We start from the raw sequence: 21583 nt of genomic DNA on the forward strand, positions 1-21583 counted from the left end.
TATTATTAATTATTTGATTCCACGTATTTCACAAAACTGTTTAAGATAGCCTGCCACCCTTGTTTCTGAAATTCAGGCTCATTCTCTGTTTCCGGATCAAAGGTTGTTACAAGCGTGGTTTTACCTTCCTTATCTGCAAACAATGTTATGGCGGTTCTGCCATCGGGCATGGTATAAGCTATTTCCTTGTGCAAGTCAACCTTATCATAAGTGCCTTCAAAATCAAAACCGAAGCTGCCATCTTTAGCTTCCATCCTGTTCTTAAACTTTCCGTTTAACCGAAGGTCGTTTTTGCTGCGTGGAGTGTGCCAGCTTGGGTCGGGAGTATTCCATTTCATAATGTCGGTTGGATTATTCCAAACCTGCCATACTTTTTCTACGGGAGCATTTACTGTGGCTTCTACCGTAATTTTTGTTTGTTTTGTCATCGTATGTGTTTTTAGTTGAAATTTATAGTACAAAGATGCTACAGGCTCCAAAATTTGGTCTGTTGTAAAAACGACAAATTAAGGGTAGGATTACGACAAGACATGCGTATCTTTAATTAAGATAAGTTTTATGCAAATTTCCGTTTTCGTTCCCCAGCATGGAGTAATAGAAGCTATTACACCAGCATTCAGAACCTTTCACACGGCCAATGAGTTTCTGACTGCATTTGGTAAAAAGCCCATATTCAAAGTAGAGTATGTGGGCTTAAATGAATATGTACCGGCCAACAATGGCGAATACACGGTAAAAACAGATAGGCTGCTCAAAGATGTTAGCCATACGGACCTGCTCATTATACCACCCACTTTCGGAAATACTGAGACAGGGATCCTGGCCAATGCCGAAGCAATACCCTACTTCAAAAAGCTCCATGAGAATGGCACCAGCCTTGCCAGTTTATGCATAGGGGCTTTTCTGCTGGCAGAAACAGGATTGTTAAATGGAAAGAAGTGTTCTACCCATTGGGCACATATAACCGAGTTTAAAGAAAAATATCCACTGGTAGAAGTGGAAGACGGTGCGGTCATCACAGAACACGATAATATTTATAGTAGTGGTGGTGCAAGCAGTTTGTGGAATTTAATACTGTATCTGGTCGAAAAATTTTCCGACAGAGAAACGGCTGTTATGATCTCCAAATATTTTGCCTTAGATATAGGCAGAGACAGCCAATCCCAATTCGCTATTTTCAAAGGGCAGAAAAACCATGGTGATGCCGGCATTCAAAAGGTACAGGCTTATATCGAAGAAAATTATGAAGATAAGATCACCATTGAAGATCTGGTAAATCTTATCAATGTTGGCCGCAGAACTTTTGAAAGAAGATTTAAGGATGCAACAACCAACACCCCAATCGAGTACATACAACGGGTAAGGATAGAAGCTGCAAAGAAATTTTTCGAAGCCTCGCGAAAGAATGTAACTGAAGTAATGTACGGCGTGGGTTATACCGATACCAAAGCATTCAGGGATATTTTCAGGAAGATAACGGGGCTTACACCGATAGAGTATAGAAATAAGTTTGCAAAGGTTGCGAATGAGGTATAATTTGCCGATTCAAAGAATGATGTAAGCAACATCAATACGGAGATGGACTTCCTAATTTGCAGAAAAAATGATAAGGCCGTGCGGTGGAATGAATATTTAGCCGGATAAAATTAGGTTTTCAATATGCCAAAGTTCTTAGATCCTGCAAAAAGGGGTTCGAGAAGTTTCGCATACGGGCTTTCTACTGAATTTAAAGGTTTATAAAATGAACCCGTAGAGGAATCGAATCCCGATTAGGCCACTTTGAATAAGCTTAATAGTTTTAGTTGCTCCACTAAATGGTTCGAATTCTGTCCAGTCTGGGGACCTTTGAGAACAGGCTCAATGTACTATGCATAATCACAAATTGGTGAACCTTACGAAAATTGACGATAAGAGAGAGATTAACTATAGCCATATGTATTTTGTTTTACTTTGGAATTGATTTAAAATTTCCTTTAATTAGCATTGTTATCCACATTAATCCCGTTAAAAAAGGGGCAAAAAACGCTCAAATTTTTTGTTACCTATTTGTAACTCAAAGCTTATAACTCATTTACAATCAATTAATTATTACTTTCTGCATCGGCAAATAGTCGGTTTAACTAATTGATTTTCAAACAATTGCGATAAATCTACAAAAAGTCAAAATTCCATTTTTAATTTTATAAATGGCAGATTTCCAAATCATTGCAAATTAGACCAATTGGCATATTTGTATGTTTTGTTACTGATATTATTTATTTTGATGTTTATTTGTTACTCAAAGCTCGTTATCCTCTCGTTTTTTAATCCCAGCAAATCATTGTGACAATTGGTGACTATTTAACACTAAACAGTACTAAATAGCACAAAACACCACTAAAAGTAGGGGACATAACAAGGGATGTCCAATACATAATTTTTATATGTTAAATGTTCAATTCTGATTAGATTTTGAAAATTTAATATACATGAGTTCAAATTTCACGATTCAAAGAAAATGTGTGCATTGTAAAAGAACATTCGATGCCAAAGCTACCGTCACACGATTTTGTGGCAAGCTGTGCAATAATGCTACAACCCAACGGAATGACAAGACAGAAGCTGAGAAGCTAAAGCCTATCATCCTATCTGCTCCAAAGATACAGCATGTTCAAGGCGTAGAATTCTCAGGTCCCCAAAAAGCAGCGTTACTTCTTGGCGTGTCACGTAACATGATTTATCATTTAATAAACACAAGAATGCTCAACGCCTACAACCTTTCCATTCGCCGAACGATCATTCTTAAAAGAGACATCGATCTGTTATTTCAAAGAGGTCGTTGATAATTACTCCTCCAAAAAAGAAATTATCAAAATTGCTGCCAATAAGTGATTGTTACAAAATAGGCAAGCTGCACGCAAAATTTAAAATGTCAGAAAGTGCGTTGGGTAATTTGATTCATTGGAATAAAATAACAAAGTTCCAGGTGGGCAGGTTTACCTATGTATAAAAAAAGTATTGAATCAATCTTACTCAATCAGAATTAATGGCAAACGTAACTATAAGAACAAGGTCATTGCCAAAAAACCGGCAACCACTTTATTTAGATTCCTCACCTCCGATATTTAACTCAAACATATCAAAACCACGCAAGTTTATGCGAAAGTTGTGGACAGAAAGAAAAATCAAACTATTAATAAGATTAAGGTAAACTTAGGCAGGCTGTCTGAATTATAGGTTTTAGTGTAATTATTAAAAGGGACCGGTTTGATTCCGACCTTTATTATTAGTTAAGGCAACTAACGTCTATCATTATTCCCTGAAAGATTGGGGAGGGGTAAATCACCGTAAAAAAGTGACTGAACGGGAATAATTATTAGCTGAAGTCATCCTTTACCGAGTTGACGCCTGCTGAGCATGAACTTCACGGCTAATGTTTTCTGTTTTTAATGTCAGTTTTTAAAATGATGGTGATTGTTTTCGTTTTATTGAACACCGTTCAGTATATTTGCATCGGTTTAATATTAGATCAAGTTATCATGAAAAAAGCATTGGTCACATGACCGGCAATCTTAATATTTGTAAATTAGTAATTTAGAATGGGCATAGCAGAACGAAAACTGGAAGAGAAGCAGGAAATGCATAAACGTATCCTTAACGGTGCGCGTAAGATATTTTTAGAGAAGGGTTATGAACAGGCCAGTATGCGCAGTATTGCCCAGGAGATCCGTTATAGTCCGGGCTCGCTATATTTCTATTTTAAGGACAAAAGCGAAATTTTCCACGAATTGCATAAAGAAGGTTTTCGCCTGCTGTTGAACCAATTAAAAGTACTGGACAAGGTTGGCGACCCCTTCGAGCGGTTAAAGGCTTCCGGCCGCGTTTTTATTCAATTTGCGCAGGAGAACAAAGATTATTATAATTTGATGTTCATTGTTGACGAACCAGTAAAAGATTCGCTGCCTGAAGGGTTCCAGATTGCTGAGGAGGCGATCAGTTATATGCAGGGAATCGTAAAGGAATGCCAGCAGAAAGGCAAATTCAAGGATATGGATGCGGAATATTTTACCTTCCTGATCATTTCCGTGGTGCATGGCATCAGCGCCCTTTTCTGTAAGCACCGCAACTCAAGCTTTGTTGGTAAAACCAATGAAGAGCTGATGCAGAACGGATATGAGTCTTTTGTGGCCCTGCTCGAAAAAAGCTAGCCTTTTTTTTATAAGTATATTGAACGCTGTTTAAATTTAAAACAATGATTAAAAATGAAATTTAAAAATCAAACACTTTATCAACTTTTGCTTTTATCGTCGGCCTTACTGGCTGCACCCCTTGCAAAAGCTCAGGGCAGGTTGGATGAGTATATCCGGCAAGGCCTTGCCTCCAATGAAAGTATCAAGCAACAAAACTTTGTTCTTGAAAAAAATATTTACGCGCTGAAGGAAGCCAAAAGCATGTTTTTGCCCGAGGTTACCTTTTCCACCACCTACACGAAAGCTGACGGCGGGCGTACGATAGATTTCCCGACCGGCGATCTGTTTAACGGAGTTTACTCCACGCTGAACCAGCTGACGGGTACTAACGCTTTTCCTCAGTTGCATAACCAAAAGATCCAGCTCAACCCGGACAATTTCTACGATGCTAAATTCCGCACGACACTTCCCATCCTGAATGCAGAACTGATCTATAACAAGCGGATCAAAAAGCAGCAGGTAGACCTGCAAAAAGCCGAGGTATTGCTTTATAAGCGTGAACTGGTCAAAGAAATCAAAACGGCTTATTACAATTACCAGAAAGCCGTGTACGCCACCGGTATTTACGAATCTTCACTTCGTTTGGTTGATGAAGGGCAAAGGATCAATACCAAACTGTATGAAAACAGCAAGGTAAACCGAACCGTTGTGCTTAGAAGCCAGAACGAAGTATCCAGGATCAATGCTTCACTAATTGGGGCACAGAAAACAGCAGAATCAGCACGCTACTATTTTAACTTCCTGCTTAACCGCCCGCTTACAGATAGCGTACTTTTAGACGATATTAAAACACTGCCTGCCAGGGACCAAAGCTTGGGTAACAGCGTTACCGGCAGAGAAGAGTTATCAAAATTACGGATTGCTAAAGATATTAACGGCAACCTGACCGGGCTGGCCAGGTCCTATATCGTCCCCAAGTTAGGAACCTTTATCGATCTGGGTTCTCAAGCATTCGACTGGAAGTTTAACAGTAACAGCCGTTATTATTTGTTTGGGATTTCCCTGGAATGGAACCTGTTTTCTTCAGGTAAAAACAATTACCGCGTGAAGCAGGCGATTGCCGACCGCGAGGCCCTGGCGTCACAAACCGATTATGTACAGCAACAATTGCTTACCGAGCTAAAGGTACGCCAGGCCAGTATGCGAAGCGCCATTGCGCAATACGAGGCGGCACAATCCCAATTAAAAACCAGTCAGACCTATTACGGTGATATGCTGAAGCTATACAAACAGGGAATGGCGATCTACATCGAATTGCTGGATGCCCAGAACCAGTGGATAGATGCCCAGCTTCATGCCAATATTGCCCTTTACGACACCTGGATCGCAGATGCCGCGATCGAACGTGCCAATGCCAGTTTCACCATTCAATAAAAACCCATCATGAAAAACCCCGAAGGGCTCTTGAATACCTTAAAAAAACAAACAATCATGAAAAAAATAAAATTACTCAGCCTTGTTGCAGCCACCCTTATTGTAGTTGCCTCCTGCAAAGAAAAATCCAAAGAAGAAAACCCTATTGGCGAACCGGATATTATTTCCGTTAAGGTTTCCAAGGTATCTATTTTAGGCGTACCGGACCGCATTACCGCCACCGGCCTGGTCAGCACAGAAGATGAAGCCAAATACGCCTTCAAGATAGGCGGAGTGATCAGCCGCATCCTGGTACAGGAAGGCCAGTTCTTTAAACAGGGGCAATTGTTAGCGACCCTCAACTCTACGGAAATCTCGGCAGGTTTAGCACAGTCCAGCTTGAGTGTAGAAAAAGCGCAGCGTGACTATAACCGGGCGCTGAATCTTTACAAAGACAGTGTTTACACTTTGGAACAATTGCAGAATACCAAAACAGCTTTGGATGTTGCCAAAAAAGCAAGGGAAGCAACAGCCTTCAATGAGCGCTACTCTAAAATATATGCTGCATCTGACGGTTTTGTCAGTAAGAAAATAGCAAACGAAGGCGAAGTAATTGCAGAAGGGACGCCGGTTCTGCTCATCAATTCAACCGAGCAACATAATAGTTATTCTCTTAAAGTGGGTGTGACCGACCGGGAATGGGCGCTAATTAAGCCGGGACAAACAGCCAAAGTAACGCTCGACGGCTATGCCGGTCAAACCTTTGATGCCACCGTATTCCGTAAGTCGCAGGCGGCAGACCGCGAACTGGGCTCTTTCCAGATCGAGTTGAAGTTACAATTAAACGGCGTAAAGCCCGCCGTAGGCATGTTTGGCAAAGCCGAGATAGCTACGCATCAGGATGAAAGCGTAATGGTTATTCCCTATGCATCGCTGGTAGAGGCCGACGGCAACAAAGGATTTGTATTTACGACCGTAGGATTAAACCGGGTGAAGCGGGTGCCGGTCAGCATTTTGAAGTTCGATAATGAAAATGTGTACCTCAAAGATAAATTGGAAGGTATAGACCAGATCGTGGTTTCCAACAGCGCCTACCTCAACGAACAGTCTTTTATTAAAATCATCAAGTAAGGCCATGAAGATCACAAATTTTGCCGTTAAGAATTATCAGTTCACGCTGATCATATTTCTTTTGGTGGCCGTTGTCGGCGTGCTGACGCTGTTCACCATGCCGCGTTCGGAAGATCCGACCACCCATCCGCCACAATATATCATTACGGTTATTTACCCAGGCACCAGTCCCAAGGATATGGAAGAACAGGTAGTAAAGCCTATCGAGAACAAAATTTATGGACTGGAAAACATTGAAAAGATCCTGACTACCGTAGAAGACGGCGTAGCAGTTATCCAGCCTAAGTTTAAATATGGCGTAGATGTAGACAACAAATACCAGGAAATATCCACCGAGATCAATGCCTTGAAAAACAGCGAACTTCCCAAGGATATTTACCTGATCAAAACAGAAAAGGTTTCCTCGTCAGATGTAAAGGTAATACAGGTGGCCCTTGTGTCTGACAATGCCTCCGGTAAAATGCTGCGGGACGAAGCAGACATCTTAAAAACACAGTTAGAGAAAATTACCAACCTGAAAGAGGTGAAATACTTTGGTATGCCCGAGCAGGAGATCCGCATCGATATGCAGCTGGATAAGCTGGCGCAACTCAAGATACCGCTTAACGTGGTCATGGGTAGTTTGCAAAGCGAGGCTGCAGATATTCCCGGAGGCAGCATTAACCTGGATAGCAAAGTGTTTAACGTTAAAACCAGTGGCAAATTCAAGAACACCGATGATGTGGCCAATACGGTTATTTATAATGCCAATGGTAAGATCATCTATTTGAAAGATGTGGCCACGGTAAGTTATAAGGACGGTACGGTCAACCACATCACACGGATAAACGGGCACCGTTGTGTGCTGGTTACGGCGGCTATGAAAGACAATGTGAATATAGCCAGTGTTCAGAAAGAATATTTACCTGTACTGGAAGCGTTTGGCAAAACCCTGCCGGAGAATATCCACATGGTTAAAAACTTCGATCAGGCCAATATGGTATCTGAGCGTTTGGGCCATTTGGGGTTTGACTTCGGATTGGCCATCTTGCTGGTGGTTATTACCCTGCTTCCATTAGGCTTCAGGGCATCGCTCATCGTGATGATCTCCATCCCGCTTTCCTTAGCCCTGGGCCTAATTGCCATGAACTTACTGGGTTATTCGTTAAACCAGCTGAGTATTGTCGGCCTTGTAGTGGCTTTGGGATTACTGGTGGATGACAGTATTGTGGTGGTAGAAAATATTGAACGCTGGCTCAGGGAAGGCCATTCGCGAACAGATGCCATATTCAAAGGAACGCAACAGATCGGCATCGCAGTTATTGGCTGTACGGCCACGCTGGTTATCGCATTCCTGCCCCTGGCCTTTTTACCCGACATGGCCGGTGAATTTATCCGCAGCCTGCCCATGGCCGTCATGACCAGCGTTTTGGCATCCATGATCGTAGCTTTGACGCTTGTCCCTTTCCTGGGCAGCCGGATGTTAAAAACCCATACCCACGGCGAGGGGAACTTCTTTTTAAAACACCTGCAAAGGTTTCTGACCAGATCATACAGTCGCGTTATGCCGCTTGCCTTAAAATGGCCTAAAACTACTATCGGGATATCATTAGCCCTGAGCGGGTTGGCATTTTTCCTGTTCACATTAACGGGGTTCAAGCTTTTTCCAACCTCGGAAAAACCGATGTTCCTGATTAATATCAAAATGCCCTTACAGGCAGACATCCCGGAAAGTGACCGGGCGACCAAACTGGTAGAAGGAGAATTGAAAAAACATAAAGAGATTGTCTATTACACCTCTAACGTAGGTAAAGGTAACCCACAGATCTATTACAATGTTCATCAGCAGGATGTAAAACCTGATTTTGCCCAGGTTTTTGTCCAATTGGATGAAGAAGCTAAACCTGGAGAAAAAACAGATCTGATTAAACAGTTGAGAACGAAGTTTAAAGACTTCCCCTATGCCAGGATCGAAATAAAGGATTTTGAACAGGGAACACCTATCGAAGCGAATATTGTAGTAAGAGTATTTGGCGAGAACCAGGATACCTTACGGTCCCTTTCATTTAAAGTGGAAGAGATCCTAAAGAAACATCCCGGCACTTTTTTCGTCAACAACGAACTCAATACCTACAAATCTGATGTTAAAATAAAGATCGATAAGGAGAAGGCCCGTACCTTGGGTGTGCTGACCAGTGATGTGGATAAAGTGATCCGTATGGCCGTTGCTGGGTTAACCGTAGGGGATTACATTGATGACCGGGGCGATTCACGCAACGTAGTAATCACCATGCCCAGGGATAAGTTTTCCAATTTAAATGCACTCAAAAAACTTTATGTTAATAATGTGCAGGGAACCCCGGTGCTGGTAGACCAGATCGCTACGATCTCTTTTGAAACTTCACCCACTGCGATCAATCATTTTAATAAATCACGGTTTGCCAAGGTTACTTCCCTCACTAAAGAGCACGTACTGGCCAATGATATTCTCAAAGACGTTGTTCCGCAGTTAAATAAATTAAAGATGCCGCAGGGTTATTATTACAAGCTTTCCGGCGAGGCCGAGTCAGAAGGTGATGCTCTTGGTGGTAATTTCCTGTCGGTGATCATATTAAGCACCTTTCTTTTCATTGGTGTCCTGCTGCTGCAGTTTAAAACCTTTAAAGGGATCATTATTGTGCTATCGATCATACCCCTGGGAGTTCTTGGCGGCGTTGTATTCCTGCTCTTAACTGGTAACCCCATGTCTTTGGTATCCATTATCGGTTTCATTGGACTCTCGGGTATACAGGTAAAAAATTCGCTGTTGCTGGTAGATTTTACCAACCAGTTACGCGCAGAAGGTCATAGCATCGATGAGGCGATCAGTATGGCCGGCGAAACGCGCTTTCTGCCGGTAGTTTTAACTTCTATAACGGCGATTTGCGGTTTGCTTCCTATCGCGCTAAATCCTAATCCGCTTATTGCACCCTTAGCTATCGTATTGATCGGCGGACTGATCAGCTCTACCATCCTTTCGAGGATCGTAACGCCGGTAATGTATAAACTCATACCGCCAAGCATTGAAGATGATTTATAATAAATGAAATAGAAAACTGTAAAAAAACACATTTGAAGAACCTGATTATTAACACATTTTAAAATTCAAAAATCACTAACATAAATTTTAACCCACATGAAAGAATACATATTGCTCACCGGCGCATCATCCGGTATTGGCTACGAAATGGCCAATCAATTAGCAGCCAAAAGCTTGAACCTGATATTGGTTGCCCGCACCGAAACAAAATTGCAGCAAATGCAAGCTGAACTAACAAACAAGTATGGCATACTGGTTCAGTATTTCGTTGCAGATCTCTCTGATGTAAATGCTGCTAAAGACCTTTACAAAAAGGTGCAACAGGAAAATTTATTAGTAACCCATCTGGTGAATAATGCAGGTGTTGGCAACTATGGCAATTTTATTGAAACGTCATTGGAAGAAGAACTGAACATGATTCAATTAAATATTTCCAGTTTGGTAGTACTTACCAAGCTCTTTTCAAAAGATATGGTCAGCCGCAAGTCTGGCAGAATTATGAATGTGGCATCGGTGGTTGCATTTTTACCAATGCCGTATTTTTCTGTTTACTCTGCCACCAAGGCTTTTGTAAAGGCATTTAGTGAAACACTTGATGCCGAATTAGACGGCACTGGTGTTACCGTTGCCTCTCTTTACCCCGGCACCGTAGATACTGGTTTTACGACAAATGAGATGCAATCTACAAATCTTCACAAAACCAAACCAATGCATCCCAAAGAAGTGGCAGTACAGGGTGTAAAGCATCTATTAGAAGGGAATGGAAAAAAAGTAGTTGGTTTTCAAAACTGGTTTAACTCTAAACTCCCAGGTTTTGTGCCTGATAGTATTATGATGAAGATTAAAAAGAAATTAGCCAGTCAACAATAAAGAACTAAGTTATAAATGAAATATTCCACACAATCAAAACAACAAATACAATGAAAACAACAAAATTATTTATATTCGTTAGCTTAACGAGTCTGTCATTGCTACTTTCCTCTTGTTATTCACACAAAAAAGTAGTTCAATCAAGTTTACCTTATTCCGATAAAATCAACTGGCCGGAAGGGTTTAAACCAGCAGAATCTGATTTTTTCATCCACAACGAAATAGACATTAAAGCTTCACCCCAAGTGGTTTGGGATATTCTCATCCATGCTGCCAAATGGCCGGAATTGAACAAAAAAGCTGAAGGTATTAAGCTGCTAAATTCACCCGATGGTAAGCTTAATTCATCCAGTGTTTTTATTTGGCACCCGGCAGGTAAATTCACGTCAACTATAAAGGAATTCAAACCTCCTTATAACGTAGCCTGGCTGGGGGAAACCGATAATAAAAAAATTACCATTTATAATGCATGGATGATTATCCCAACAGCAGAAGGCTGCAAGGTTGTTTCAGACGAATCCCAAAATGGGCCTAAAACAAAAATGGAGAAAATTTTCGCACCTAATATGGTTCGTAAAGATCTTAAGAATTGGTTAATCAGGCTGAAAGAACTGTCAGAAAAACAATCAAACAACTAAAAAATACAGGAACTACTTTTATCTTTAACCTGCCATAACCAATTAAACAAACTATAAAGGATCATGATTTTAAAGAAAACCTGGGCTGTAATTTTATTTACACTATTGATGGTGCCTGCATTTGCCCAAAATATTGCCTTACCACACCTGGAAACCAAAGGGTCTATCAAGCAACTGATTGTTAAAGGGAACCCTTTTTTGGTGTTAGGGGGCGAACTTCATAACTCAAGCACATCCAGTGTGTCTTATATGGCTCCGCTTTGGGATAAAATGAAGAAAAAACATTTAAACACCGTGATTGCGCCGGTTTACTGGGAATTGCTGGAACCATCGGAGGGAAAATTTGATTTTACATTGGTAGACAGCATGATCCACGGTGCGCGGGCAAAAGACCTTCATCTCGTCATCTTATGGTTTGGGAGCTGGAAAAATGGATATTCAACGTATGTGCCGGCCTGGATAAAAAACAATACTACAAAATATCCCAGGGCCAAAGACAAAGAAGGAAATTCCTATGAAATGCTTTCGGCTTTGTATCCTGCATCGCAAAACGCAGATGCAAAAGCATTCAAAGCGCTGATGCATCATATAAAGGAAGTTGACAGTAAATATCAAACGGTGATCGCCATGCAGGTTGAAAATGAGATAGGCTTGTTTAAATCACCCCGTGACTATGGAAAGTTTGCCAATGAAGAATACGAACATGGAGTACCGGCAGATCTGATGAAATATCTGTCGGACAACAAAGCGAAACTGCAGCCTGAACTGGATAGCGCCTGGAAAGCTAATGGGTACAAAACGACTGGTTCGTGGGAGAATGTATTTGGTAAAAGCAGATTTGATACAAAGGATGTATCTGTATTATCCTATTTGCCGGAAGAGCTTTTTACAGTATATCATTATGCAAAGTATGCAGGGGCCGTTGCAGCTGCAGGGAAGAGCGAGTACCCAATTCCAATGTATGTTAATGCCTGGATAAAACAACCTTCGTTTAATTATCCCGGCAAGTACCCAAGCGGAGGCCCCGTCCCTCATACGCTCGACGTATGGCGGGCCGTCGCCCCTTCGATAGATTTTATTTCTCCCGATATCTATGTTCCGTCAAAAGTTGCCCGGTTTACGCTGGAACAATATAGCAGACCGGGTAACCCGCTATTTATCCCCGAAATCCGTCCCGGAGCGCAGTCTGCCAGCGAAGCGTTCTGGGCGTACGGACAAATGGATGCCATCTGTTTTTCTCCGTTTGGAATAGATGATTTACCTGCCGAGGAGGATGAGATCAGCAAAACATACGAAGTACTTAATCTGGCGAAGGATAAAATACTCGAAAATCGTGGCAAGGGCACAATGGCAGGGATTTATCTGGATTCAGTTGAACGTGAACAACGGTTTGACCTTAACGGATACCATATCCAGGTTTTGTTCGGTGGAGTGTCTAATTCCGAAATGGCAAATATTGCCGTTGGTGTCAGAAATTCTAAAGCAAGATTTGCCGGAGGGATTATCATTGCCAACGGCCCTGATGAATTTGTGGTAATTGGAAAGGACATGAGCTTTAAGCTCGAACCAATCATTCCCGACCCTCAAAAACCATTATTTGACGTCGAATTTTTAGATGAGGGACATTTCGAAAACGGGAAATGGGTTACTATCAGGAGATTAAATGGTGATGAAGGTACCGGCGGTGGCGATTATGGATTTGGATTCATGAATCCCAAAAATGCTTATATCAAGTTCCAGCGGCAAAAAGATAATAAGTACAGCCTCATCAGGGTGAAGTTTAACAGGTATAATTAGTCAATCCTTAAAAAGTCATTAAACAATACGGCATAGTTATATCTGGTGATTTAAGTATTTGAGAAATGATCCGGTTAAGCGTTATCAAAAGAGCCAAAAGATTGTCTTTCCAGATATTCATCATCCTTTTAAAGCTCATTGCGGCAGCAGCGAGCATCACATTGATGTTATCGCCTTTGATTCCTTTGTAAAAGTTATGGCTTAGCCGGTGATCACACAGATCACTTTTTTGATAGTAAATACATGTTTATTAATTTTTGTACGAAAAGGTAAGAGTAAAACTTCCGTTGCCTGCTTTGTTCAGAGTTTTTAAGCGGACTACATTGTTTGAAGACAATTTAAACTATCCAAAATTGGAAGTTCCAGGGATTTCCTGAGAATCTGTGACCGCATACCAGCTTTGTACAGACAGATTAATGTTCCGCCAGGTTCAATCAGGTCCATCACTACAAATGTGGGTAAAGGCAAAGCGCGTCAAATGCTTACATTAAACTGCGATAAGCATTTTAAATCTCCAAACAAAATAGCGCAAACGCAGTTATTTAATACAAGTCTGTAGTGTCACAGATTTACATTTCATTTATTTACCCAGTAATTTTATGCGGGAAAACTTAAATACCCRCTCACCCGAAAACAGGAGCGATAAAAACGGGATAGAAAGATCAATGCCAAACGGAGGCGATCACAATTTTAAAGAATTAGTATTGACCTCACCTGTAGCAATATACACGTGTAATCAGCAGGGTTATATCACTTTTTTCAACCAGGCAGCTGTTACGCTATGGGGAAGAACGCCGGAAATTGGCCGGGACTTGTGGTGTGGTTCATGGAAAATTTACTCTCCAGATGGCAAACCGATGCAGCTTGATACGTGCCCTATGGCCCGCACCTTAAAGGAAGGGAAACCCTTTGAAGGTGCAGAGATTACTATTGAACGGCCCGACCTTACCTTTCGGAACCTGCTGGTATTTCCGCGCCCCATATTTGATGAACGGAATGTTATTATTGGAGCCCATAATACGTTGGTTGATGTAACCTACCAAAAACGAGGAGAAGAAAAACAAGCTATACTTTCTGCCATTGTTGAATCATCAGACGACGCTATAATCAGTAAAAACCTCAATGGTATCATTATGAGCTGGAACGCCGGCGCGCAAAAAATCTTCGGCTATACCGAGCAGGAGGTGATTGGCAAACATATCAGCATACTGATACCTCCGGCGTTGCTGGCAGAAGAAGATGTGATTATCAATCGTATCAGATCAGGTAAAAAGTTCGATCATTATGAAACCATCCGCGTGGGTAAAAACGGCAGGGAAATCCCTCTTTCAATCACGGTATCGCCTGTAAGAGACAGTTTAGGTACTGTTACCGGCGCATCAAAGATCGCGCGTGATATTTCAGAGCGTGTAGAAGCTGAGAAAAAAATCAAACAAAGCGCCGAGCGACTCGGGATTTTGAATGCAATTGGAAAAGTGATATCCGAAAAACTGGATGTTCAGTCTATCTTGCAGCATGTTACTGACGCGACCACCCATATTACCGGTGCCGCTTTCGGAGCATTTTTTCATAATACCATAGATGAACGTGGAGAATCTTTAATGCTTTTTACTTTATCGGGGGCTGGGCGAGAGGCCTTTGAAAAATTTGGTACGCCACGTAATACGGCCGTCTTCAATCCAACCTTTAGCAGTAAGGGTATAGTTAGGATCGATGATATCCGGAAAGACCCAAGATATGGCCATAATGCCCCACATTTTGGGATGCCCGAAGGCCAACTGCCAGTAGTTAGTTATTTGGTTGTTCCGGTTATTTCCTCGTCAGGTACTGTTATCGGGGAGCTGTTTTTTGGTCACTCCGAAGCAGGTATGTTTACCGAAGAACATGAAGATCTGGTGGCTAACATCGCTTCCCAGGCGGCTGTTGCCCTTGATAATTCCAAATTATTTGAGGAAGTAAAAGCCTTAAGCGCCAAAAAAGATGAATTTATTGCTTTGGCTAGCCATGAACTAAAAACACCGCTTACTACGATTAAAGGGTTTTTACAGGTGTTGGACCGGACGGAGCAGGTGCCGACAGGTAAGTTGTTTATTGCCAAAGCACTTAACCAGGTAAAAAAGCTGAATGCTTTGGTTTCTGACCTGCTTGACGTATCAAAAATAGAAGCGGGAAAGCTGAGGTTTGATAAGGAGGTTTTTGACCTGAACGAACTGGCGCTGGAGGTGGCTGAAACTTTGAATTACACCAATAAAACCCATCAGATTATGCTTCAAACCGCTGGACAGGCCTTGTTGATAACAGCGGATAAACAAAGAATAGAACAGGCCCTGATTAACTTGCTAACCAATGCTATTAAATATTCGCCCCATGCCGATAAGGTAACTTTGGCGCTGGCGCAATGCGGTGAAGATGCCCTTGTTAAAGTAATTGATCGGGGTATTGGCCTCAGTGCCGAACAGCAAGAGAAACTCTTTTCCCGCTTTTACCGCGCCGAAGGAGCTGCCAATATTTCGGGTCTTGGTCTTGGTCTGTATCTTACCAAGGAGATCATTGACCGGCATCATGGCAAAATTGGGCTAACCAGCGAAGAGGGTAAAGGCTCTGAGTTCTTTTTTTCGCTTCCCTTAAAAAGCAGATAAAAAACAAAAAGGGTAGATAGTTAGTTATATGATAGATAAGGCACTGGAAAATGAAGAAAACGATATACCTGGTTGAGGATAATGCCGATATCTGCAATTTAGTTGAATTCCTGCTGGTTGATTTAGGCTTTGAAGTACAGAGTTATGGCTCCGTAACTGCTTTTCATCAGCGTTCTGAAGCCTCTCCTCCCGATATGATTATCCTCGATATTATGCTGCCGGATGGCAGCGGTCTTGATATTTGCAGTGAATTGAAAGCGGATGTTGCTACACAACCTATACCTGTTCTTTTAATGTCTGCACACGTCAACGGTAAATTGCTGGCTAAAGAAGTGGCCGCAGACGATTTTATCAGTAAGCCTTTTGATATTGATGACTTTACCGCAATAGTACAGCATCGAATGGCCTCGTGATGGCTCATTTCCAGAATGCTTGGTTTGGGCATTGATTTTTTGATCTCCGGCTATTTACACTCTATTTTTAAAACATCTGTAAACGGTACAATCCGTGTTATTCTCCTAAAATAAACCGGTACTTAAAATGTACCCGGAACAAAAAAAAATTAAGCATATTAATTAATTTCATATAAATTGATATAATTGTATTGGAAATCAATGTATTGGTTTTGAGCTTGGTGCATTCCGCTTTTAGCTTTTATATAACGTCTTTTTTTGTATGCCCGGCCATATAAATTAGCCAGATTTTTTTTTGATTTTCTAAAGCATTAATACACACTTAAATTTACCTTAACATCAATACTGTTACTTTGGCCCTATAAAATAATTTTTGTGAAGCAATACCCCGATGATCAACTTTTACTGGAATTACAAAGTGGCGATCACCGCGCGTTCAAAGAAATATATGAGCGTTATGCTGATAAATTAATAGCCTTCGCCATCAAAAAAATTCAGAATGAGGATGAAGCTATGGACATGGTACAGGAACTATTCCTTTCTGTTTGGAAGAACCGTTATACCATACAGGTTAATGGAGCATTGCAAGCCTACCTTATGGTTTCCATCAATTACATGACCTATAAATGGTATAAAAAGCAAAGTTTACAGCCACAATCCCTAAATGATCTTATCGAATTACCAGTGATAGCCGAAGATAGTACCGCCCAAAAACTATCTTTTGCCGAACTGAGCTTTTTAATAAACCGTGAAATTGCCGATATGCCCGAAAAAATGCGGCAGGTTTATTTATGCAGCAGAGAGCAGAACATGAATGGGCAGCAAATAGCAACAGAATTAGGTATTTCACATCAAACTGTCCGCAACCAGATCAGCAGTGCATTGGGGCGGCTAAAAAAAATAGTACATCAGTATAATGGCGTTAGCTTTCGCGAATTTTTGCTACTGATATTTTTTTTTAATTTCTTATAGTACACATCGCCCTTACCTGTCACTTAGTAAGTATAAAGGCTTTTAAGTGAAAGAAAAGGAAATTAAACAACTACTTGATAAATTTAATGCAGGCAAATGCTCTCCTGATGAATTAGCGTTATTACAAACGCTGATGCAGGAACTTAACCATGATCAGGGTATTCAACATCCTGTAAGCGATTTAAAACAATCGTTATGGGAAAAAATAGAAAAGGAAACCATAAGCCAGCCACACATCAGGAGATTGAACACCTCCTGGTTAAAAGTTGCCGCCGTTGTATTGATTGCTCTTTTCGCCGGTATTTTAGGTTCCAGGTTATTTATTAGCCATAAAGCTGATAATAGTGTAGCCTACCAGGTTATTACAGCACCCAAAGGCCAGATGAAACAAGTGTTATTACCCGATAACACCCTTGTTCAATTAAATGCAGGTAGTTCTATAAGATGCCCGGTTAAATTTAGTGCTGCCAGGAGAGAAGTTACCTTATTAAATGGTGAAGCTTTTTTTGAAGTTAAACACGATGTCTTAAAGCCTTTCCTGGTACATACGGGTGGTGTTATTACCCAGGTATTAGGTACCTCTTTCAATATTAAATTTTACAAAGAACTTCCCGATATACAGGTGTTTGTAAACAGCGGTAAAGTAGAAATACACGACCAGAAACATACCCTGGGTATGTACACACCTCAGCAGCAGTTAACTTATAACAAACAAAATCAAAGCTTTTCGAGACAAGTAATTGCCGGCGATCATTCGCTTAGCTGGATGCATGACGAACTCATTTTAGATAATGTTGAATTTAGAGAGGTAGTGGTTTACCTGCAAAACAGGTACAATGTAAATTTTAAATATACCGGCCGAAAATTAAACAAACAACATTATTCGGTAAGGTTTTCAAATAAATTAACCATTACCCAGGTGCTGGATATACTGCAGTTTATTGATGGCAGAAAATACAGGCTGCAAGGCGATACAGTAAATATTAAATAATATATAAGAGAAACCAATGCCTGCTACTAACAGGCACTGGCTTACTAAGTGTAACTGCCAAAATTAAAAGCAAACTGGCGGTTACTAATCACTTTAAAAACAAATGTATGGAAAAAACTTTAACCCAGATTTCAAGAAAGTTAATGACTGCAATTTTATTGCTCTTAACAATTTTCACAGCATTGGTACCGGGGCGCGCGCAGGCCGAGCGTAAAGCATCCCTGGTAGATCAGCCGGTAACCGTAAAATTTGCCGATGAAACAATGGATGCCTCACTTGAGAAATTAAAAAGGGCTATGAACACGGTAGCCTTCAATTACAAATTAGATGATGTAGCATCTGTTAAAGTAAAAGCAGGCTCATTTATAGGCAAACCTTTAAAAGATGTATTGAATGCTTTAATGACCAATACTCAACTGGAGTACAGGGAAAAATATAACACCATTATTATTTCCCGGAAAAAAGTGATCCGTGTACCGGCCAAGATAGTAGTAACGGGTACAGTATCTGATAAAGATGGCCCCCTTGCCGGGGTCGCTATCCGCAGCAAAACATCACAGGCTGGTACTTCAACAGATGTGAACGGTAATTTTAAATTAACCGTTGAGCAGGGCGAAGTACTGGTGTTTGCTTTTATTGGTTACAAAAGCCAGGAAGTTGTTGCCGATCATTCACCGCTGAATGTAACATTGATTCCAGATGTAACGGGTTTAAATGCAGTTGTGGTAGTTGGTTACGGAACGCAAAAAAAATCGGATATAACGGGCGCGGTAGGTTCTTTAAAAGTATCAAATGTTAAAGACAGGTCTGTAGGTTCGGTAACAGAAATGCTGCAGGGACAGGTAGCCGGTGTAACCGTTATTAACGAAAGTGGCGATCCAACAGCTACGCCAAGCATCAGGTTGCGTGGCCAAAGCTCATTTAACACCGAAGGGCCTTTAACGGTAGTGGATGGTACCATTTATAATGGCGGCCCACTTGATCCTAATGACATTGAATCGATAGATGTGTTGAAAGATTCATACGCGGCTATTTACGGTGCAAGGGCCGCGGGTGGGGTGGTATTAATTACTACCAAACGTGGTAAGCAAGGTAAAACCAACCTTGACATTGCTCTTAAAGGTGGTACCCAAAATTCATTAAAAATATTGCAGGCATTAAACGCCGCCGAGTATGCCGATGCTATCAATACGGCCTATGACAATGCGGGTAAAACCCGTGTGCCGGCTTTTGATGCCACGTTAAACCCCGATTCACGTATCACCCGCACCAACTGGCCAAACGCGCTTTTCAGAACAGGGCATGTACAGGATTATAGTTTAAACATTAGCGGAGGCAATGAAAAATCTACATTTTATGTATCCGGCAGTTATCGTAAAAATGATGCTATCCTGTTAAATACCAACTCGGTACGTTACAACTTCAGGGTTAACTCAGACCATCAGATAAAAGACTGGTTGAAAATGGGCGAGAGCATGACCTACTCTTACAGTAACGGCCAGGGAGCCAATACTTCAAGCGCTTATACGGGCGCTATTTTAACGGCTATATTTTATCCGCCCAATGCATCAATTTATAATGCCGACGGTAGTTTTGGCGGTGTACCTGCGGCCTATGCGGGCCAATATGGCGATGTAATTAATCCGGTAGCCTATTTAAAACGTTTGGATAACAGCACTGCGGTAAACAGCTTTACCATTAACCCATATGCTGAAATAAGCTTTTTTAAAGGTTTGAAATTTCGCTCAAACCTTGGTTTTACCAAAAATCTTGGTACGGTTAAAAATTTTAGCACCAGGGTGTTGGAGCCGGGCAAAAAGTTTTTTGATAATTTCCTGTATCAGGAAAGCTATACCTCAACAACTTTACTTGCCGAGCAAACCCTTACTTATGACAGAATGTTTGGCACTGATCACCACATTTCGGCTTTGGCAGGTTATACCTATCAGGATGATAAGTTCAGCAATTTTGGTGTAAATACAGACAATTACCTGAGCGAAGACGAAGCCTATCGTTACTTGATTAACGGAACACTTAGCCCAACAGGTGCGCCTTTGATCGGTAGCCTTACCGAGTCGGCGCTGATCTCCTATTTAGGAAGAATAGGTTATGACTATAAGGGCAAGTATTTTATTAACGGAATTATTCGCAGGGATGCTACTTCAAAACTAAGCAGCAAATACCGTACAGAAACTTATCCGGGAGTTTCTGCAGGATGGCTGATCAGTAAAGAATCCTTTTTTTCGCCTGATGGTTTATTGTCGTTTGCCAAATTAAGGGCAAGTTATGGTCAATCTGGTAACCTTGCCGGTTTGGGCGATTTCCCTACATCAGTATCATTATCCAAAACATTTGGCTACCTGGGCAGCCCGGCAGCGATAGTTTCCGGCTACGGTATTGACGGTTTAGCCAATCCAACCTTAAGATGGGAAACAGCCACACAAACCGATATTGGTTTCGATTTAGGTTTGATGAACGATAAATTGAGCATCACAGGGGATGTGTTTATGAAAAACAATACCAGGTTTTTATTTAAACCTCCTGTAGCAGCGGTTTATGGAGTAGCTAACCCGCCGTTTGTAAATGGTGGAAAAATTCAGAATAAAGGTGCTGAGTTGAGTGTTAAATACCAAAATACTGCCGGTGAGTTCCATTACAACCTGGCAGTAAACGGTTCGTACATTAAAAACAAGATCATTGATATATTACCGGGGGTAGAATCAATACCTGGTAATCCAACAGTGCGCGATAACCTGGTGCCTATTTTGCAACAGCAAGGTTTACCCCTGTATTCTTTTTACGGATACCGTACTGCCGGCTTGTTTCAAACACAAGCTGAGGTTAATAACTACAAAGCGGCAGACGGCACCCTTATTCAGCCAAATGCAAAACCCGGCGATATTAAGTTTGTAGACCTTAATAACGACGGCAAGCTTAACTTAAATGATAAAACCTTGCTTGGCACGCCGTTCCCCAAATTTACTTACGGTTTCACCGGCAACTTTAATTATGGCGCGTTTGATATGAGTATATTTTTACAGGGGATTTTGGGTAATAAGATCTTTAATGCCGTAAAATACACCGGTTTAAATGCCTCCATTCAAAACTATAACCTACTGGCCGATGCAAAAAATGCATGGACACCCACCCATACCAACACCAGTATTCCAAGGTTATCTGCAAGCGACGATAACGGCAACTTTGGTAATGTTTCTGATTTTTATGTCGAAAACGGTTCATACATGCGTATCAAAAACCTAACCCTTGGTTATACTTTACCTAAGACGCTCATGACCAAAATCGGAATCCGCAGCGCAAGGATCTTTGCCAACGCGCAAAACCTGGCCACATTTACTAAATATAAAGGTCTTGATCCAGAAGTAGGCATCAACCAAAACGGTGTTGATTTAGGTTTGTACCCACAATCAAGGATCATTTTAATAGGTATTAACGTAGGCTTATAATAACGAGGTATTTAGAATTAAGGAGACA

15 protein-coding genes and 1 pseudogene are annotated in these 21583 nt (G+C 41.3%); 14 read left to right on the forward strand and 2 right to left on the reverse strand.

Annotated elements, in window-relative coordinates:
- Positions 1-5: 5 nt before the first annotated feature.
- A complete protein-coding gene (locus tag AC1DQW_RS15750) occupies positions 6-428 on the reverse strand; it encodes an SRPBCC family protein (protein ID WP_477454966.1) in 423 nt (140 codons plus the stop codon).
- Between the two features lie 130 nt (positions 429-558).
- Here AC1DQW_RS15750 and AC1DQW_RS15755 point away from each other — a divergent pair, with 130 nt between their 5' ends.
- From AC1DQW_RS15755 to AC1DQW_RS15795, 9 genes are all read left to right on the forward strand, one after another.
- Positions 559-1536 carry a GlxA family transcriptional regulator gene (locus tag AC1DQW_RS15755; RefSeq protein ID WP_477454967.1) on the forward strand — a complete coding sequence of 326 codons (978 nt, stop codon included), beginning with the start codon at positions 559-561 and terminating at the stop codon, positions 1534-1536.
- A gap of 932 nt (positions 1537-2468) precedes the next feature.
- Positions 2469-2822, forward strand: a complete 354-nt coding sequence (locus AC1DQW_RS15760; RefSeq protein WP_477454968.1) for a helix-turn-helix domain-containing protein — start codon at positions 2469-2471, stop codon at positions 2820-2822.
- Between the two features lie 756 nt (positions 2823-3578).
- Positions 3579-4187, forward strand: a complete 609-nt coding sequence (locus AC1DQW_RS15765) for a TetR/AcrR family transcriptional regulator (RefSeq protein WP_477454969.1) — start codon at positions 3579-3581, stop codon at positions 4185-4187.
- A 54-nt stretch (positions 4188-4241) separates the two neighbouring features.
- Positions 4242-5603, forward strand: coding sequence for a TolC family protein (locus AC1DQW_RS15770; protein WP_477454970.1), 1362 nt, complete (start codon positions 4242-4244; stop codon positions 5601-5603).
- A 57-nt stretch (positions 5604-5660) separates the two neighbouring features.
- Entirely contained in the window at positions 5661-6713 is a 1053-nt protein-coding gene (locus tag AC1DQW_RS15775; RefSeq protein ID WP_477454971.1) for an efflux RND transporter periplasmic adaptor subunit, read from the forward strand.
- Positions 6714-6717: 4 nt separating this feature from the next.
- Positions 6718-9771 (forward strand): efflux RND transporter permease subunit, encoded by a 3054-nt coding sequence (locus tag AC1DQW_RS15780; protein ID WP_477454972.1) that lies wholly within the window; start codon positions 6718-6720, stop codon positions 9769-9771.
- A gap of 96 nt (positions 9772-9867) precedes the next feature.
- Complete coding sequence (locus AC1DQW_RS15785) at positions 9868-10641, forward strand: SDR family NAD(P)-dependent oxidoreductase (RefSeq protein WP_477454973.1); 774 nt, start codon at positions 9868-9870, stop codon at positions 10639-10641.
- A 50-nt stretch (positions 10642-10691) separates the two neighbouring features.
- Positions 10692-11279: an SRPBCC family protein gene (locus AC1DQW_RS15790; RefSeq protein WP_477454974.1), complete on the forward strand. Its 588-nt coding sequence runs from the start codon at positions 10692-10694 to the stop codon at positions 11277-11279.
- A 63-nt stretch (positions 11280-11342) separates the two neighbouring features.
- On the forward strand, positions 11343-13076 hold the full coding sequence (locus tag AC1DQW_RS15795) for a GH35 family beta-galactosidase (protein WP_477454975.1): 1734 nt from the start codon (positions 11343-11345) through the stop codon (positions 13074-13076).
- Positions 13077-13083: 7 nt separating this feature from the next.
- Here the strand turns inward: AC1DQW_RS15795 and AC1DQW_RS15800 are convergent.
- A pseudogene (locus AC1DQW_RS15800) lies at positions 13084-13290 on the reverse strand (hypothetical protein); the annotation flags it as partial.
- Positions 13291-13675: 385 nt separating this feature from the next.
- On the opposite strand from AC1DQW_RS15800, the gene AC1DQW_RS15805 reads away from it, so the two are divergent.
- The 5 genes from AC1DQW_RS15805 to AC1DQW_RS15825 all read left to right on the forward strand — a co-directional run bounded on the left by AC1DQW_RS15805 (position 13676) and on the right by AC1DQW_RS15825 (position 21555).
- Positions 13676-15715 (forward strand): PAS domain S-box protein, encoded by a 2040-nt coding sequence (locus AC1DQW_RS15805; RefSeq protein WP_477454976.1) that lies wholly within the window; start codon positions 13676-13678, stop codon positions 15713-15715.
- 50 nt (positions 15716-15765) lie between these two features.
- A complete protein-coding gene (locus tag AC1DQW_RS15810; protein ID WP_477454977.1) occupies positions 15766-16128 on the forward strand; it encodes a response regulator transcription factor in 363 nt (120 codons plus the stop codon).
- A gap of 375 nt (positions 16129-16503) precedes the next feature.
- A complete protein-coding gene (locus AC1DQW_RS15815; RefSeq protein WP_477454978.1) occupies positions 16504-17100 on the forward strand; it encodes an RNA polymerase sigma factor in 597 nt (198 codons plus the stop codon).
- A 46-nt stretch (positions 17101-17146) separates the two neighbouring features.
- Positions 17147-18091: a FecR family protein gene (locus AC1DQW_RS15820; RefSeq protein ID WP_477454979.1), complete on the forward strand. Its 945-nt coding sequence runs from the start codon at positions 17147-17149 to the stop codon at positions 18089-18091.
- A 107-nt stretch (positions 18092-18198) separates the two neighbouring features.
- Complete coding sequence (locus AC1DQW_RS15825) at positions 18199-21555, forward strand: SusC/RagA family TonB-linked outer membrane protein (RefSeq protein WP_477454980.1); 3357 nt, start codon at positions 18199-18201, stop codon at positions 21553-21555.
- Positions 21556-21583: the final 28 nt, after the last annotated feature.

The sequence above is a fragment of the Mucilaginibacter sp. P5_A4 genome, from assembly GCF_056400605.1.

What these genes read in the sequence shown, in the direction of transcription:
- AC1DQW_RS15780 (WP_477454972.1), top strand. Translation starts at nt 6,718, where the DNA reads ATGAAGATCACAAATTTTGCCGTTAAGAATTATCAGTTCACGCTGATC.
- AC1DQW_RS15795 (WP_477454975.1), top strand. Translation starts at nt 11,343, where the DNA reads ATGATTTTAAAGAAAACCTGGGCTGTAATTTTATTTACACTATTGATG.
- AC1DQW_RS15770 (WP_477454970.1), top strand. Translation starts at nt 4,242, where the DNA reads ATGAAATTTAAAAATCAAACACTTTATCAACTTTTGCTTTTATCGTCG.
- AC1DQW_RS15765 (WP_477454969.1), top strand. Translation starts at nt 3,579, where the DNA reads ATGGGCATAGCAGAACGAAAACTGGAAGAGAAGCAGGAAATGCATAAA.
- AC1DQW_RS15790 (WP_477454974.1), top strand. Translation starts at nt 10,692, where the DNA reads ATGAAAACAACAAAATTATTTATATTCGTTAGCTTAACGAGTCTGTCA.
- AC1DQW_RS15760 (WP_477454968.1), top strand. Translation starts at nt 2,469, where the DNA reads ATGAGTTCAAATTTCACGATTCAAAGAAAATGTGTGCATTGTAAAAGA.
- AC1DQW_RS15785 (WP_477454973.1), top strand. Translation starts at nt 9,868, where the DNA reads ATGAAAGAATACATATTGCTCACCGGCGCATCATCCGGTATTGGCTAC.
- AC1DQW_RS15825 (WP_477454980.1), top strand. Translation starts at nt 18,199, where the DNA reads ATGGAAAAAACTTTAACCCAGATTTCAAGAAAGTTAATGACTGCAATT.
- AC1DQW_RS15750 (WP_477454966.1), bottom strand. Translation starts at nt 428, where the DNA reads ATGACAAAACAAACAAAAATTACGGTAGAAGCCACAGTAAATGCTCCC.
- AC1DQW_RS15755 (WP_477454967.1), top strand. Translation starts at nt 559, where the DNA reads ATGCAAATTTCCGTTTTCGTTCCCCAGCATGGAGTAATAGAAGCTATT.
- AC1DQW_RS15775 (WP_477454971.1), top strand. Translation starts at nt 5,661, where the DNA reads ATGAAAAAAATAAAATTACTCAGCCTTGTTGCAGCCACCCTTATTGTA.
- AC1DQW_RS15810 (WP_477454977.1), top strand. Translation starts at nt 15,766, where the DNA reads ATGAAGAAAACGATATACCTGGTTGAGGATAATGCCGATATCTGCAAT.